At 35.4% G+C, this 14,329-nt stretch carries 12 protein-coding genes; 10 read left to right on the top strand and 2 right to left on the bottom strand.

Features of this window, described 5'->3' with window-relative positions; translation table 11 throughout:
• The first annotated feature begins 9 nt into the window (after positions 1–9).
• Positions 10–4,023, top strand: a complete 4,014-nt coding sequence (locus IAR63_RS15620) for a WD40 domain-containing protein (protein WP_187705902.1) — start codon at positions 10–12, stop codon at positions 4,021–4,023.
• On the opposite strand, the gene IAR63_RS15615 is transcribed toward IAR63_RS15620, so the two are convergent.
• Both IAR63_RS15615 and IAR63_RS15610 read right to left on the bottom strand, forming a co-directional pair.
• Positions 4,003–4,371, bottom strand: coding sequence for an aspartyl protease (locus IAR63_RS15615; RefSeq protein ID WP_187705901.1), 369 nt, complete (start codon positions 4,369–4,371; stop codon positions 4,003–4,005). The genes IAR63_RS15620 and IAR63_RS15615 overlap by 21 nt on opposite strands.
• Positions 4,368–4,685, bottom strand: coding sequence for a hypothetical protein (locus IAR63_RS15610; protein ID WP_057177366.1), 318 nt, complete (start codon positions 4,683–4,685; stop codon positions 4,368–4,370). The genes IAR63_RS15615 and IAR63_RS15610 overlap by 4 nt, the downstream gene beginning before the upstream one ends.
• Before the next feature lie 402 nt (positions 4,686–5,087).
• Here IAR63_RS15610 and IAR63_RS15605 point away from each other — a divergent pair, with 402 nt between their 5' ends.
• The 9 genes from IAR63_RS15605 (at position 5,088) to IAR63_RS15565 (ending at position 14,320) form a co-directional block, all read left to right on the top strand.
• Complete coding sequence (locus IAR63_RS15605; RefSeq protein WP_187705900.1) at positions 5,088–5,582, top strand: hypothetical protein; 495 nt, start codon at positions 5,088–5,090, stop codon at positions 5,580–5,582.
• Positions 5,583–5,813: 231 nt separating this feature from the next.
• Complete coding sequence (locus IAR63_RS15600; RefSeq protein WP_071242608.1) at positions 5,814–6,968, top strand: LptF/LptG family permease; 1,155 nt, start codon at positions 5,814–5,816, stop codon at positions 6,966–6,968.
• A gap of 205 nt (positions 6,969–7,173) precedes the next feature.
• Complete coding sequence (locus IAR63_RS15595) at positions 7,174–7,695, top strand: hypothetical protein (protein WP_187705899.1); 522 nt, start codon at positions 7,174–7,176, stop codon at positions 7,693–7,695.
• A gap of 552 nt (positions 7,696–8,247) precedes the next feature.
• A complete protein-coding gene (locus tag IAR63_RS15590; RefSeq protein WP_177169564.1) occupies positions 8,248–8,424 on the top strand; it encodes a hypothetical protein in 177 nt (58 codons plus the stop codon).
• 417 nt (positions 8,425–8,841) lie between these two features.
• The gene (locus IAR63_RS15585) at positions 8,842–9,324 is read left to right on the top strand and encodes a DUF29 domain-containing protein (protein WP_057178328.1); all 483 of its coding nucleotides are present in this window, start codon (positions 8,842–8,844) and stop codon (positions 9,322–9,324) included.
• A gap of 8 nt (positions 9,325–9,332) precedes the next feature.
• Positions 9,333–9,977 (top strand): hypothetical protein, encoded by a 645-nt coding sequence (locus tag IAR63_RS15580; RefSeq protein ID WP_006277497.1) that lies wholly within the window; start codon positions 9,333–9,335, stop codon positions 9,975–9,977.
• Positions 9,978–10,144: 167 nt separating this feature from the next.
• Complete coding sequence (locus tag IAR63_RS15575) at positions 10,145–10,744, top strand: Uma2 family endonuclease (RefSeq protein ID WP_096547520.1); 600 nt, start codon at positions 10,145–10,147, stop codon at positions 10,742–10,744.
• A 367-nt stretch (positions 10,745–11,111) separates the two neighbouring features.
• The gene (locus tag IAR63_RS15570; RefSeq protein WP_187705898.1) at positions 11,112–11,537 is read left to right on the top strand and encodes a type II toxin-antitoxin system VapC family toxin; all 426 of its coding nucleotides are present in this window, start codon (positions 11,112–11,114) and stop codon (positions 11,535–11,537) included.
• 380 nt (positions 11,538–11,917) lie between these two features.
• The gene (locus IAR63_RS15565) at positions 11,918–14,320 is read left to right on the top strand and encodes a tetratricopeptide repeat protein (RefSeq protein WP_187705897.1); all 2,403 of its coding nucleotides are present in this window, start codon (positions 11,918–11,920) and stop codon (positions 14,318–14,320) included.
• Positions 14,321–14,329: the final 9 nt, after the last annotated feature.

Below are 14,329 nucleotides of genomic sequence, written 5' to 3'. Positions count from 1 at the left end.
GATAAAAAAATGGCTACATCGTTCTATAAAGTTGGGGGAACATTACCAATAAATAGTTCTAGTTATGTGATCAGAACAGCAGATACAGAATTATTTAATTTATTAAAGCAAGGGGAATACTGCTATGTATTTAACAGTCGTCAGATGGGGAAATCTTCAATTAAAGATCAAACTCAATATAAGTTGAAAAAAGAAGGATTTTTTTGTATTGACATTGACCTACAAGGTATTGGAACTCAAGTTACTCAGCAGGAATGGTATGTTTCATTTATTTATAATCTGTTGAATGCGATTGCTTTAGAAGAGAAAATAGAAATAGATTTAGGTAGTTGGATAGAACCTAGATCATATCTATCACCTAGTCAATTGTTAAATAATTTTGTCTCCCATGAATTATTAACGTCAGTTCAAAAGAAAATTGTAATTTTCATAGATGAAATTGATTGCTCATTTGGTTTATCATTTCGAGATAATTTTTTCGCATTGATCAGATTTTTTTATAACCAGAGAAATCAAAATATAAATTACCAAAGATTGACTTTCTGCTTGTTAGGAGTAGCAACTCCAAGTGACCTCATTAAAAATCCAGTAGAGAGTCCTTTTAATATCGGTAAAGCTGTGGAATTAAATGGCTTTGAGTTTCATGAAAGTTTAGTTTTAGCTGAGGGATTAAAAGGATTAGCTAGTAACCAAAATGAAACATTAAAACAAGTTTTATATTGGACTGGGGGACAACCTTTTTTAACTCAAACTGTGTGTGACCTACTAGTTAAGTTAGATATTAAAGTATCTGAGGGAAAAGAAAAAGAAACTATTCGGCAACTTGTCTATTCTCAACTTATTAATAATTATCATGACTATCAACATTTTGATCAAATTAAAACTAGATTGATTGCCAATGAGAACCGAGTGGGAAAATTATTAGAAATTTATCAATATATTCTCAAGCATGGAATTTTTCTTAGTAAAGATTTGGGTAAAGAAAAAGAATTTGAATCAGAACTAAGACTGTCTGGCTTAGTAGTTAGAAGAAATGGAGGTTTAGAAGTTTTTAATCCTATTTATCAAGAAATTTTTAATCAAGATTGGGTTCAAGAACAGTTGGATAGTATAAGACCCTATCATCAGTCTTTTAATTTATGGTTAAGTTCCGGTAAAAATTCAGCCTATCTATTAAATGGAGAAGTTCTCATTCACGCTTTAGCTTGGAAACAGAATAAAAGTATTAGTAAAGACGACGAAGAATTTTTAAGTGATAGTAAATTAACTGAACAGTCCCGCGAATTTGGCAAACAACTGGCAATAGAAAATGAAGCAAAACAAATTTTAGAGGATGCTAAACAAGAAGCAGAGCAAGATAGAAAGATAGCTGAACAGGAAAAACAAAAAGCCCGCAGGTTATTAATTGTTTCTGTTAATATTAGTTTATTAGTATTAACTGGTACATTAATTTTTGCATTTATCCAAGCTAGTAAAGCTGAGAGAGAATCCCAAAAAGCTAATCAAGCAAACCGGGAGTTAATTAATACAAAACAAGAACGAGATAGAATTGAAAGACAGATAACTCGCGTGAGTAAAGAACGTAGTCAAATTGAGTTAGGTGCAAAACAAGCAAATCAACAATTACTTGTTGTTCAAGGTAATTTGAAACAGTTGGAAATAGATAGAAATAAAGCTGAACAACAGGTTGAAGAATTTCAAGCACAAAAAACAGCTTTAGAACAGGAGCGTCAAGTGATTTTAAAACAAAAGCAAAAAGCGGAATCTCAAAATCAGAAAAATCGAGATGAGTTAGGAAAAATTGAGATTAAGCTAGAAGTGAATCGTCAAAAACTAGAACAGTCTGTCATAAATTTACAAAGAGCAGAACAATTGCGACAAGTAGCCATTAAGGGAACACAATTAGAACGGGAAGGAACTAATATCATTCGCAGATTTTTATCAGATACAGAAGATCAAATTGCACTTTTAATTGAGTCAATGAAAACTGGACAACAGTTAAAACAATTAGTTGGAAATAGCACTTTAGATCAATATCCAGCCATCAGTCCTTTAAATGCTTTACATAATATCCTAGATTATAGCCGTGAAAAAAATCGTTTTGGTGGCATTATTTACACTTATAAATTTGTAGTTATTCCTAATAATCAACACCTGGCTTTTATTTCTACATTTGGCGACACAACAGCTATTATTGATTTGAAAGGTAATGTAATAACCAGATTAAAAAGTGAGTTTGGAAAAGATAGTGTTAGGGAAGTAGCTTTTAGCTCAAAGGGTCGGATTTTAGCGACTGTTGCCATAGATAACACTACTAGAATTTTAGATTTTGACGGTAAATTATTAGCTGAGTTTAAAGTTTTTGAGGAAGTTCTTAGGAATAATTATGGTTTCTTTTTCACTCCAATTTTAAGTATAGTTTTTAGTCCTGATGCTAAACTTTTGGCTATAGGAATGAGAAATAATACCATTAGACTGTGGGATATTAATGGCAATTTAATCAGAGAATTTAAAGGACATAAAGGAAGCATAAATAGTGTAGCTTTTAGTCCCAATGGTCGATTTATTGCTAGTGGTGCAGATGATAATACCATTAGACTGTGGGATATTAATGGCAATTTAATCAAAGAATTTAAAGGACATCAACAAAGCGTTAAAAGTGTAATTTTTAGTCCCAATGGTCAATTTATTGCCAGTGGTGGAAATGATAATACAGTTAGACTTTGGGATCTTAAAGGCAATTTAATAGAAGAATTCAAAGGACATCAAAAAGGTGTAAATAGCGTAGTTTTTAGTCCTAATAGTCAATTCATTGCCAGTGGTGCAGATGATAATACCATTAGACTTTGGGATCTTCAAGGTAATTTAATAGAGAAATTTAAAGGACACGAGCAAAGTGTTAAAAGTGTAGCTTTTAGTTTAGATGGTCTTTCTATTTTTAGTTCTTCAGATGATGAAACTGTTCGTGTGTGGGATCTTCAGAGCAGTTTTATAAGAGAATTTAAAGAACATTGGCCTAATGTTAGAAGTATAACCTTTAACCGGGATGGTAATTTAATTGCAACTGCTTCGGAAAATCAAGCTGGTCGTGTTTGGGATCTTCAAGGTAATTTAATAGTTAAACTAGAAGGACATCAAGATTGGGTGACGAGTATAGCATTTAGTCCAGATAGTAAGTTTTTATTTACGAGCTCACGGGATAAAAAAATCCGGATTTGGAATTACCAAGGTGGTTTAATTAGGGAATTTCAGGCTTATGATGACTATATTAATGACATGGTTTTAAGTCCTAATGGAAAGTTGATTGCGACTGTTCCCATAGGTGATGCTGTAAAACTTTGGGATATTGAAGGAAATTTACTAAAACAGTTTAAGTTTAAAAAAAGTATTTTTCTAACTATAAATTTTAGTCATAATAGTCAGCTTTTAGCCATGGGTTTATCGCGGGAAGTTAGTCGTTTAGAAGGTATTAAAGGTAAAGATTTGGTACTTGCTGTAGTTTTAGACCTTGATGGTAACATAGTCACAAAATTAAAAGGACACGAAAAGGATATTCGTAGTGTAGCATTTAGTCCAGATGATCAACTTCTTGCTACTGCTTCAGAAGATGGTATAACCCGTATTTGGGATCTCAAAGGTAATTTAATTAGAGAGTTAAAAGGACATGAAGGAAGTGTTAATAGTGTAGTATTCAGTCCTGATGGTCAACTTATCGCTACTGGTTCAAATGATAGGACTATCCGACTTTGGGACTTGAAAGGGAATGTGGTTAGAGAATTCAGGGGACATCGCAGGGGTGTCAGCACTATAGCTTTTAGTCCTGATGGTAAATATCTCGCTTCCGGTGCAAGTGATGGAACAGCTCGGTTGTGGCGCGTAGAATCACTAGATGAATTACTTACACGGGGATGTCATCGGCTAAGTGATTATTTTATCTCTCATCCCCAAGTTTTAAAGGAACTACCCGTGTGTAAAAAGATATTACACAACTCTATAGATTTCTCAAACTATCTCCAAACTTAAAACATCTGCGGACATATCCGCAACTAATCGCATAATCTTCAACCATTGACTACCAAGTAAAATTTCTGTAATTTCCTCACCACCATAAACCGGAATTTCAAACTCTCTTCCGTCAATACGTACCTTTCCTAAATAAATCCTAAAAGTCTTGATTCCCTGCGCTGTTTTGAGTGGTCTTTCCCGCAAAAAACGCCAACCTAATGCTTCTAAATCTTGAGAATTAACAGCAAGTAACTCTGTAAAACCAGTATCTAACATTGCTGTTACTGGTAATTCTAAATCATCAGCAGTAATTAAATCAATTTCAAAAAAAATCTCCCCATCACTTCCAAAATCGCCTAGAATCATATCCTACCAGCTACTCCAGTTTCATTAATCACAAAAATAAAGGGTATAGCAGTTGGATGTTTTTGCAAAAACATTTGAGTAACAACTTCTTCATCTTTATCAAGGAAATAATCTCCACTTTCTGAATCAACTGCCATAAACCAGTTATAATGATTTTTGATCAAATCTGGTTGCAATTTTTCAAAAACCACTCTACAGCGTTGATGATGAGTTTCCAGCTCACTTCTATACAGATTGATCCTGTCTTCTGTCCACTGAATTTCAGGAAATAATCTGCCTCGACGTACCACTTTATGAGATTTAGTTTCAGTCATATTTTTACACCTCTTAATAAGATGAATGTAAATTAATTTTTCTAAATATATTATACAAGGTTGGGTTGAGAAAACCCAACAAACTATACCTAAAATACTTGATATGTGGTGTCATCTTATGGCGATGGCTACGCCGCAGGCCTCGCATCTACAGTAGCATCGCTTAAATTGCAATTGCACACCCTCTTGAGAAAAAATCTATAATTGTTCCATTTTTGTGGTCTTGATTGAAAATTTTTTCATGCACTTATGGAATTTAGTTAATCCACTTGATTTTTTTTCAACAGTTACAGTGATATCAGAACTAATTAAGAAATTAATTCAATTTATCTATTCTTCCCAAAAATCAATGCTTTAATTATGAGCAATAAACGAAAATATAAACCAGGAGTAAAAATTACTATGAACAAGTTTAATCAATTATTGATGGGTACGACAACTGTTGTGCTCACTGCTGTGATGCTAACTTCCTGTGGTGGTGGTACATCTAGCAATACTGGTGGTGGTACAACTCAAGGTGGTGGTGGTACATCTAGCAATACTGGTGGTGGTACAACTCAAGGTGGTGGTGGTACATCTAGCAATACTGGTGGTGGTACAACTCAAGGTGGTGGTAGTACATCTAGCAATACTGGTGGTGGTACAACTCAAGGTGGTGGTAGTGTCACCCCAGTCCAACCTACTCCTACAACTCCTCAAACTTTAACTGTTACAGTTCCCTCATTGGGTTATGTACAAACCATTGATAAAAACACAACGCTTGCAGATATTACTACCGCAGCCAGAGATGGAGCAGCTGAATGTATAAATAGATTTGGTCTTTCTTCTGCAAATAACACTTGCCAAGGGGAAGTAAGAGCAGCACAAAGTCAAGCAGTTAATTTCATCAATAGGTGATACCAAATATCAAAATTTCTAAAACTCTCCTATTGACTACCGGAGGGAACTAGATTTTTTGTTTCCCCGATAAGAGGGTTAAAAGTGTAATTTCAGCTTAAGTGGGTTGGTGGAATTAAATATAAGATGAACGTAGGTTGGGTTGAAGTATGAAACCCAACGACAACCCATCCTACAAATAATTGCGCCTCCCTACTTAACGGAGATGATAATAATTCAAATAAGCATAATATGAAAAAAGTAGATATTGTTCCTCAATTATCATTACTAGAACGATATTTAATTTCTGAAATTATTCCCATCTTATTATTTAATATTATTATTGTTACCGTAGTTACCGAATCAATTGGTATATCATTTGAGCAATTTAACTTCCTTCTAAACAAACAAATATCTTTCGATGACTTAATATACTTGCATATTCTTAAATTACCGGAATTTATTATTATCGCCGTACCAATTTCCATTTTAATGACAACAATATTAGTCTACAATAAATTATCAAATACTAGTGAGATTATCGCTTTACAAAGCTGTGGAGTAAGTTTATATAAATTGCTATATCCAGTTATTAAACTCAGTGTTATTATTGGATTAATATTATTTTTTGTGAATGATTTTATTGTTCCTGCTACTAACTATAAAGCTGCAATTACCCTAGAATTATTGATGAATATCACTCGAGAAAATCTGAAAAATGATGATATTCTTTATCAAGAATTAGTAACAATAAATGAGCAAAAAATATCAAATAAAAACAAGTATTTAAGATACTTATTTTATGCAGAGAAAATGTTCAATAGGAAAATGATAAATGTTACTTTATTAATTGCAGATTCCCAGGGATTAAAAGCAATTATAAACTCTCAATTTGCTGCATTGTATGACAAAAACAAATATTTTTGTTTTTACGATGGCTTAAAAAGTGTAATTAACCGAGATGGTTCCTATGGTGAAGCAATTAAATTTGAACAATTGATTATTGATTTACCTAATATATCTCGGCAATTTCAACTAGATATAGAAAAATTAGATGATAGAGAAATGAATATTTTCCAAGTCCATCAACGATTGTTAGTTGCACAGAAATTAGGGGATATGAGTAAAATAATCAAGTTAAGATTTAACCTATTCAAACGATTTAACATACCTATTTCCTGCATTGTTTTTGCCTTATTAGGTACATCTATAGGAATTAATTTACGACCAAGAATTAAGTATAGTAGTTTTAGCTTTACTTTAGTAATTGTTGGCTCAACAAAAATATTTGAGGCATTTATAAATGCTTTAATAATTTCAGAAAACATTCCAATGTTTAGTATTTTACTACCAAATATATTGGCTACTGCTATGAGCTTTTATCTATTACTGAAAAAAAATAGTTAATTTGCTAAGTTGGTTTAAATGTGGACTGGTGTTGATTGAAAATTTTTTCATACACTTAGAATTTAGCTTATCTATTTGATTTTTTTTCAACCGCATACTGCTATGTGAGAAATAACTAAGAAATTAATTCAACTTATTGATTCTTCTCCAAAATCCATGCTTTAATTATGAACAAGAAACTAAAAAACCAGGGGTAAAAATTACTGTGAACAAGTTTAATCAATTATTGATTGGTGGAACAGCTATGGTTTCTATGCTCGGGTGGAATATAAATATGGCTCAAGCGCAATCTTTACCAGCATACTGCACTGGATCAGCAATTGGTGCATTATTGGGTCTAGCGATAGGAGCTAATCCTAGAGCAGCAGCAAACGCAATTCCCGCAGAATGTACTACTCAAAATCAAAATTCTCCTTCCTCTAGTCCCAAATTAATTGCTGCTTATAATTCAACTAAGAGTGATAGTGATGTAGGAATAAAGCAAGACTGTATTTCGTTCTTTTATGACAGTGGGGATTTTTTAGAAAAATGTTCATCTTTCATTAACAGTGGTTACACCCGTCCGCGTACAAGAATTACCAATATCGAAGGTATTTGGAAACGTACTGGAGATTTAGTTTATGTTAAAGTGAGAAGTTCAGCAGGATTATCTGGTGAAAGAAAATATCAAATAATTCCAGATGGGTTGCTAAATTTGGACACAGGTACTCGTTTAACCAAGGAATAAATTAACCAAGATAGCCTAATGTCAGCGATCTCTTTTAGGTTGAGTGATATGGACGTTTTCTTCACTCCAACCTAATTTCTTGTCTGTTAATTTGCAAAAACTCTCTGTCGTTAAAAGTTATTCAATTTAGCCTTTCACTATTTATTCAGGACATTACCATGAATCAGTTATCCAAACTCATTATCGCTGCTACAACCATAGGATCATTTCTTAGCCTTCCTCTGGGTGAAAGACTGGTTATCCCGCAAAGCTTTCAGGGGTATCCCAAAAGCACTGTTCCAGTCTCCATGTAGAATAAGGCTATACTCAGGACAATGGAATATTTGGAGGAGAAATCGGATAAAATGTTATGGTTTTTTGACCATTAAGCTGTCATGTAGTCAGATTTTATAAGCTCCCTAATAGATGTTTTTGCCAAAATGCAAGTTGATTAACAAGCGCTCCTGCAAGAATTTCACCGTAGGTTGGGTTTAATACCAAACCCAACAAACTACTCCATTACGGATGATTATAATTAATTTTGCGCCAAATATTATAAGCAAAGGGCTGAAAATGGTCAAATCAACTTTGTACACCACAGCAAAAGTCCTACCAGGAAATAGAATTGAAATTCAATCTCCAGATCTGACTGTAGGACAAACTGTTGAAGTCGTTATTTTGGTTGAAGAAGTTAGTTCTGATTCTTCTACCACCGAAGATATCTCTCCATCCCACATTCCGCACCTTTAACTATATGCCCATTACTGCCTTGCCATAGCGTAAACAAATATCCATCCTTCCAGAACCAATGGCATATTCCCATTCTAATGTACCACCACCGGTTACTATTGGAACTGATAAGTCGGTCAGTGGAATTAAATATAAGATTAACGTAGGTTGGGTTGAAGCATGAAACCCAACACCCCCATGGGTCTCGTTACTCGACCCATTCTACAAATAATTGTGCCTCCCTACTTATTGACACCATGCTCAATACCCATTTTTGGGAATAGCGATTGATTGATCAGGCTAAGCATATTGACTTAATTCACAACCAATCGCATCAAAATACTTTATCTAGGTGTATTGTATATCTTGCCTGATTGACATTAGATGGCCTATGACTATATACTATTTTAAGTAAAGCTAGAACAAACGGATAACCCCATGGTTCAAACAACAAACCTCGCCTCGCTTTACGAACAGGACTATCCTGCTTGGTTAGACTTAACCCTAGCACAACTCAAGCAGCAAGATTTCAGTGCCATTGACTGGGGGAATTTAATTGAGGAAATAGACGCATTGGGAAGAGAGCAACGTTATAAAGTGGAAAGTTATTTGTTGCGACTCCTCATCCATTTACTACTGTACGAACATTGGCAAACCGAACGCCCTTGGTCAGGTAAAGGTTGGGAAAAAGAAATTGATAACTTCCGGTTGGAACTTGATGCTCTGCTGGAGTCCCGGGTTCTTCATAACCACTTCTTGGCAATCCTACCAAAAGACTACGACAAAGCTCGGAAACTGGCAATCAAAAAATCCGGGTTATCACCGACAATATTTCCGGAGATCTGTCCCTATACTCTGGAGCAAATGCTTGATTTCGGTTGGTTACCTTCACAAAAGTTGAAACCCGACTCAGAAGGATAAAATTAGTTATGTCTTTTAATCAATATAAAAATATTGCTCAAGTTTTGGATGATTTTCCCTTAAATTATCTAGAAGAAAACTTTGTACAAGAAAAATCATTCTCCCCAGATGTTTATTTCATTAATCGCTTTAAATTACTGCTAAAAGAAGGAGTTGTTTTTAACTCAGAATATGCAATTTGCGAAGGTATTATTTTCCCCATTCTAACAGAAATATGGCAAAAGTACCGAGATAATTTATTGATTTGGAGTCATCAACCCCTAAACTATGACGAAAAATTATCAGGAATACCTGACTATGTTGTTGCCAAAAGATCTTCGAGAGGAAAAGTGATTTTTGAATCTCCTTATTTAATATTAGTAGAAGCCAAAAAAGATAACTTTGAAGAAGGTTGGGGACAATGTTTAGCTGAATTAATTGCCGCACAAAAACTGAATAATCAACTAAATCAAACATTATACGGTATTGTTTCTAATGGTAAAATTTGGGAATTTAGCAAATTAGAAGAAGATAATTTTGTCAAAAATATTGAAGAATATAGTATATCTAACTTAGAGCGGTTATTCGGAGTTTTGAACTATATTTTTGAGATTACCTATTTATCTATAGGGGATAGTGCAAGCGCTGCTGCAGGGAATTCGCTGAATAAGTGATCGCACCATAACCGTTGAAAAAATCCAGTGACCTAAGGTTACCGGGTACGATAGTAAGTAAGATTAACGTAGGTTGGCACCCCCATGGGTTACCCTACCGCTAACCCATCCTACAAATAATTGTGCATCTCTACTTATAAGCAATGGAATAATTGGAGAATTAAGTTATGACAGTTAGTATCATTGAGCAGAAAAAAGCTGAGGATAAGCCTAAAAAAGTTTCTACTCCAGAAGAATATTTGTCTCTAGAAGAAAAGGCGGAATATAAGCATGAGTACAGAAATGGAGAAATAGTCGCCATGGTTGGAGGTACCACTAATCACAATGAAATAGTAACTAATTTATGCACTACCCTAAAGGTAGCTCTGAAAGGTCAACACTATCGAGTCTTCATTGGCGATGTAAGGCTCTGGATACCTCGTTACAACCAATATACTTACCCTGATGTAATGGTGATTAGCGGCGATCCTGTTTACTATCAAGGTAAAACTACGATTACAAATCCTTTGCTGATTATAGAAGTTTTATCCCAGTCAACTCAAGACTATGATCGCGGCACCAAGTTCACCCATTATCGTTCCATTCCTGAACTACAAGAGTATATTTTGGTTGATCAATATAGCGTTAACATTGAACAGTTTACCAAAACCAGTCAAGGTCAATGGCTACTTACGGAATATGAAAAAGGCGCAGAAACCTTCTCGATGCAGTCTTTAAAATTACAACTAAACATAACCGACATTTATGAACAAGTGGAATTTGCGTAGTTTTATGTGGCGTAACAGTTGAAACCTTCCGCGATTCATCCCCCGACAAGTTGGGGGTCGCGGTTTAAGATAAACAAATCAAGCACTTGATAGGTTGTATTATCATTATTCGTTAAGTATTTTTTAGAGCGATCGCCCGTAAGGAGTGCTTCGCGATCACCTGTTTACAATCCGGATGAAGTAAGAGGGGTCTCGTTACTCGACCCATCCTACAAATAATTGTGCCTCCCTACTTATCCTCTTAATCAACAAAGAACTTCAGAAAATTCCTTGCAAGACTGGTCAGACTTTATCGGTTGTATAGAAGCTGAAACAGACCTCTCAAAAAACTATAAAAACTATATAGATAATGAACTTAATCAAAAATATGATCATAGTTGATACAGGCTTTTGGTTAGCTCTTGCTAATAAACAAGATGCAGTTCATATAGCCGCCAAAAAAAGATTTCAAGATTTAGCTAGTCAGCAATTTATTACAACCTGGTGCGTCGTTACGGAGACCTGCTATTTATTACAAAAAAGAGTACGAGTGGATGCTCCAAAAATCTTTATTAATAAAATTTCCACAGGAAAACTACAAATCTTTGATCTGAAACAAAATCATTGCCAGTGTATTGAAGAACTGATAGAAAAATATCAAGATTTGCCGATGGATTTGGCCGATGCTTCTCTCGTTATTCTGGCAGAACAACTAGGTCATGGGCGAATTTTGTCAGTTGATTATCGAGATTTTAACACCTATCGCTGGAAAAATACAGAACCATTTGATAACCTCTTTCAGGAATTTTTATGATGTAGTGCAGTCGCACAAGCACTTATTATTTCGATATTTCTGGTTAAATTGCAATAATTAAGTCCATTGATTTTTTTAAATAAGCTGTCGTGCAGCTAGATTGTATAATGGGAATCCTTCCAAAAGAGCTTGTCCTGGTGATGTTCCCTTCTGTTTTTGATTTGGTTTCATCCTCGCCAAAAGTTTACCCCCCCTTACCTACCCCCCATAAATGGGATCTCGCTAGTGCGAGTGCTTCGCGATCGCCCGTAGGGGGTGGTTCGCCACTCCCTACGAGACGTCGCACTGGTGATTTCTAGAATGACACCAAAATGGGTAAAACAATTTTGGTGTTATAATTATGGTAACTACCAACTGTATTTAAGCTGAGGTCTTAATTTATGGATCCCCTTACCCTAGCTGGAATAGTTACAATTGTTTTAACTGAAGCCTTGGCCCGCGTGGGTGAACTGTCTTTAAATGGAGCAATCTCACGGTTGAGGGATTTGATTGCGGCTAAGTCTCCTGAAATTATTAATCAATTACAAGAGATTAGTGAAAATCAAACCCCTTTACCTGAAACTATTGAGGCTATAGCGACCCTAGTTAAAGATGACCCTCAGATTCGAGAAGTAGCAGAACAGGTGGCAAAAGAAAATGGATCTAAACCCTATTTTGATTTAATCTGGGAAACTCTGGATGAAAATAGTCAAAATTTGGCTATGCACCTGAGTTTATTTGCCCTAGCTCCTTTTTCTCAATCCTTAATTAATGGTTTGTTAGGTGATCACCATCCTGATGATATAGAGGAGTGGTTTGTTGACAATTTGGTAAACCTGAATCTGGTTAATGATTTAGGGAATAATTGGTATGAATTACATACATTAATTCGGGATTTTTTAAAAAAAAAGTTAGAGGAATCGGTATTTAAAGTGGAAGCTAAACGGGCTTATTGTAAGATAATGGTTGTTATTGCGAAAGATATTCAAGAGACTTTGACATTAGCAGATATTACCCGATTAAAACCGTATATTGATCACCTAAAAATCGCAGCAGAGGAGTTGAATGAATGGTTAGAGGAAGAGGATTTAATTTGGCCTTTTATTGGTTTATGTCGCTTTTATGAAGCACAGGGATTTTATCAGCAAGCTGCTCCTTATAGAGAACAATGTTTAACTGTGAGCGAAAAGAGATTGGGAGAAAACCATCCCTCTGTGGCAAACAGTCTCAACAATCTGGCAACTCTTTATCAAGCGCAAAGAAGATACACAGAAGCAGAACCTCTCTATCTCCGCTCAGTTTCCATTAAGGAACAGGAATTGGGAAAAAACCATCCCTTTGTGGCAACCAGTCTTAACAATCTGGCAACTCTTTATCAAGCGCAAAGAAGATACACAGAAGCAGAACCTCTCTATCTCCGCTCAGTTTCCATTAAGGAACAGGAATTGGGAAAAAACCATCCCTCTTTGGTAAGCAGTCTCAACAATCTGGCAAGTCTTTATCAAGTGCAAGGAAAATTCCAAGATGCAGAATCTCTTTACGAGCGCGCTCTCTCTATTTGTGAACAGGAGTTGGGAAAAAACCATCCTGATATGGCAAGCAGTCTCCACAATCTGGCGGGTCTTTATCAAGCGCAGGGAAGATACGAAGATGCAGAATCTGCCTACGAACTTGTTCTCTCTATTGATAAACAGCAATTGAGAGAAAACCATCCTGACGTCGCAAGTAGTCTTCATAATCTGGCAGGTCTTTATAAAGTACAGGGAAGATACGAAGATGCAGAACCTCTCTACGAACGTGCTCTATTTAAAGAACAGTATTTGGGAGAAAATCATCCGTATATCGTAACCAGTCTCAAGGACTTTGGTAATTTTTATTATAACCAAAGTAAATACGCAAAAGCAGAACCTCTCTACGAACGTGCTCTATTTAAAGAACAGTATTTGGGAGAAAACCATCCTGATGTCGCCATTATTATCAAAAATCTGCATAGTACTTATCGTATTCAGGATAAATACACAAAAGCAGAACTCTTATACAAACCTACTCTCCCCATTAAAGAAAAGTATAACAATGTACTGGTTCAATACCAAATGGGGCAAAGATATTTTGAAGGAAAAAATCTGAGAGGGCAGTGTTTTAAAGGGGCAAACCTATCAGGCGCAAATTTTAGTAGATGTGATATCAAAGGAACAAATTTCAAAGAAGCTAATTTGACAGGAGCAAAATTTATTGGTGCAAAAGCAGGTTTGCAAAAACGCTGGCAAATAGTTTTATTAATAATAGTTTATTTCTTATTACTTTTATCAAATCTATTTTTAATTGGTTTAATAACTCTTGCATTAGAGTATGCTAAAAATGCTTTGGAATTAATATTTATCCTGATAGTGATCGTACCTTTAGTCGTAGTCGGATCTGTTACCGTAGTCGGATCCGTAGCATTTGCTGTTGCATTTGCCGTAGTCGGAGCCAGATCTGTTGCACTAATAGGGGTCGTAGCCCTAGTCGGGGCTCTTGTCTTTGCTGGTTCTGGAAGCTTAGCATTAGGTTTAGCATTAGCCTGGAACATACTGATATATTATGTTGTTAATCGTACTATGAAAGGAGATATAAGAGATAGTTGGCTACGTAATCTTGCTATTACCTTTGCTGCTATAGGTGGTACAAGTTTCTACAATGCTACTCTTACTGATGCTAATTTTGGAGGTGCAAGCCTCGGAAACACAGATTTACGGGCAAAACTCCTGACTCGGAATTGCTTCAAAGACGCATTAAAACTCAACCTTGCTCGGGTTGGTCCGTAGTTTGCACTA

It is taken from the genome of Cylindrospermopsis curvispora GIHE-G1 (assembly GCF_014489415.1).
In the GTDB taxonomy this organism is placed as follows: Bacteria; Cyanobacteriota; Cyanobacteriia; order Cyanobacteriales; family Nostocaceae; genus Raphidiopsis; species Raphidiopsis curvispora_A.
The sequence above is the reverse complement of the archived record's forward strand: the minus strand, read 5'-3'. Positions and strand labels throughout refer to the sequence as shown.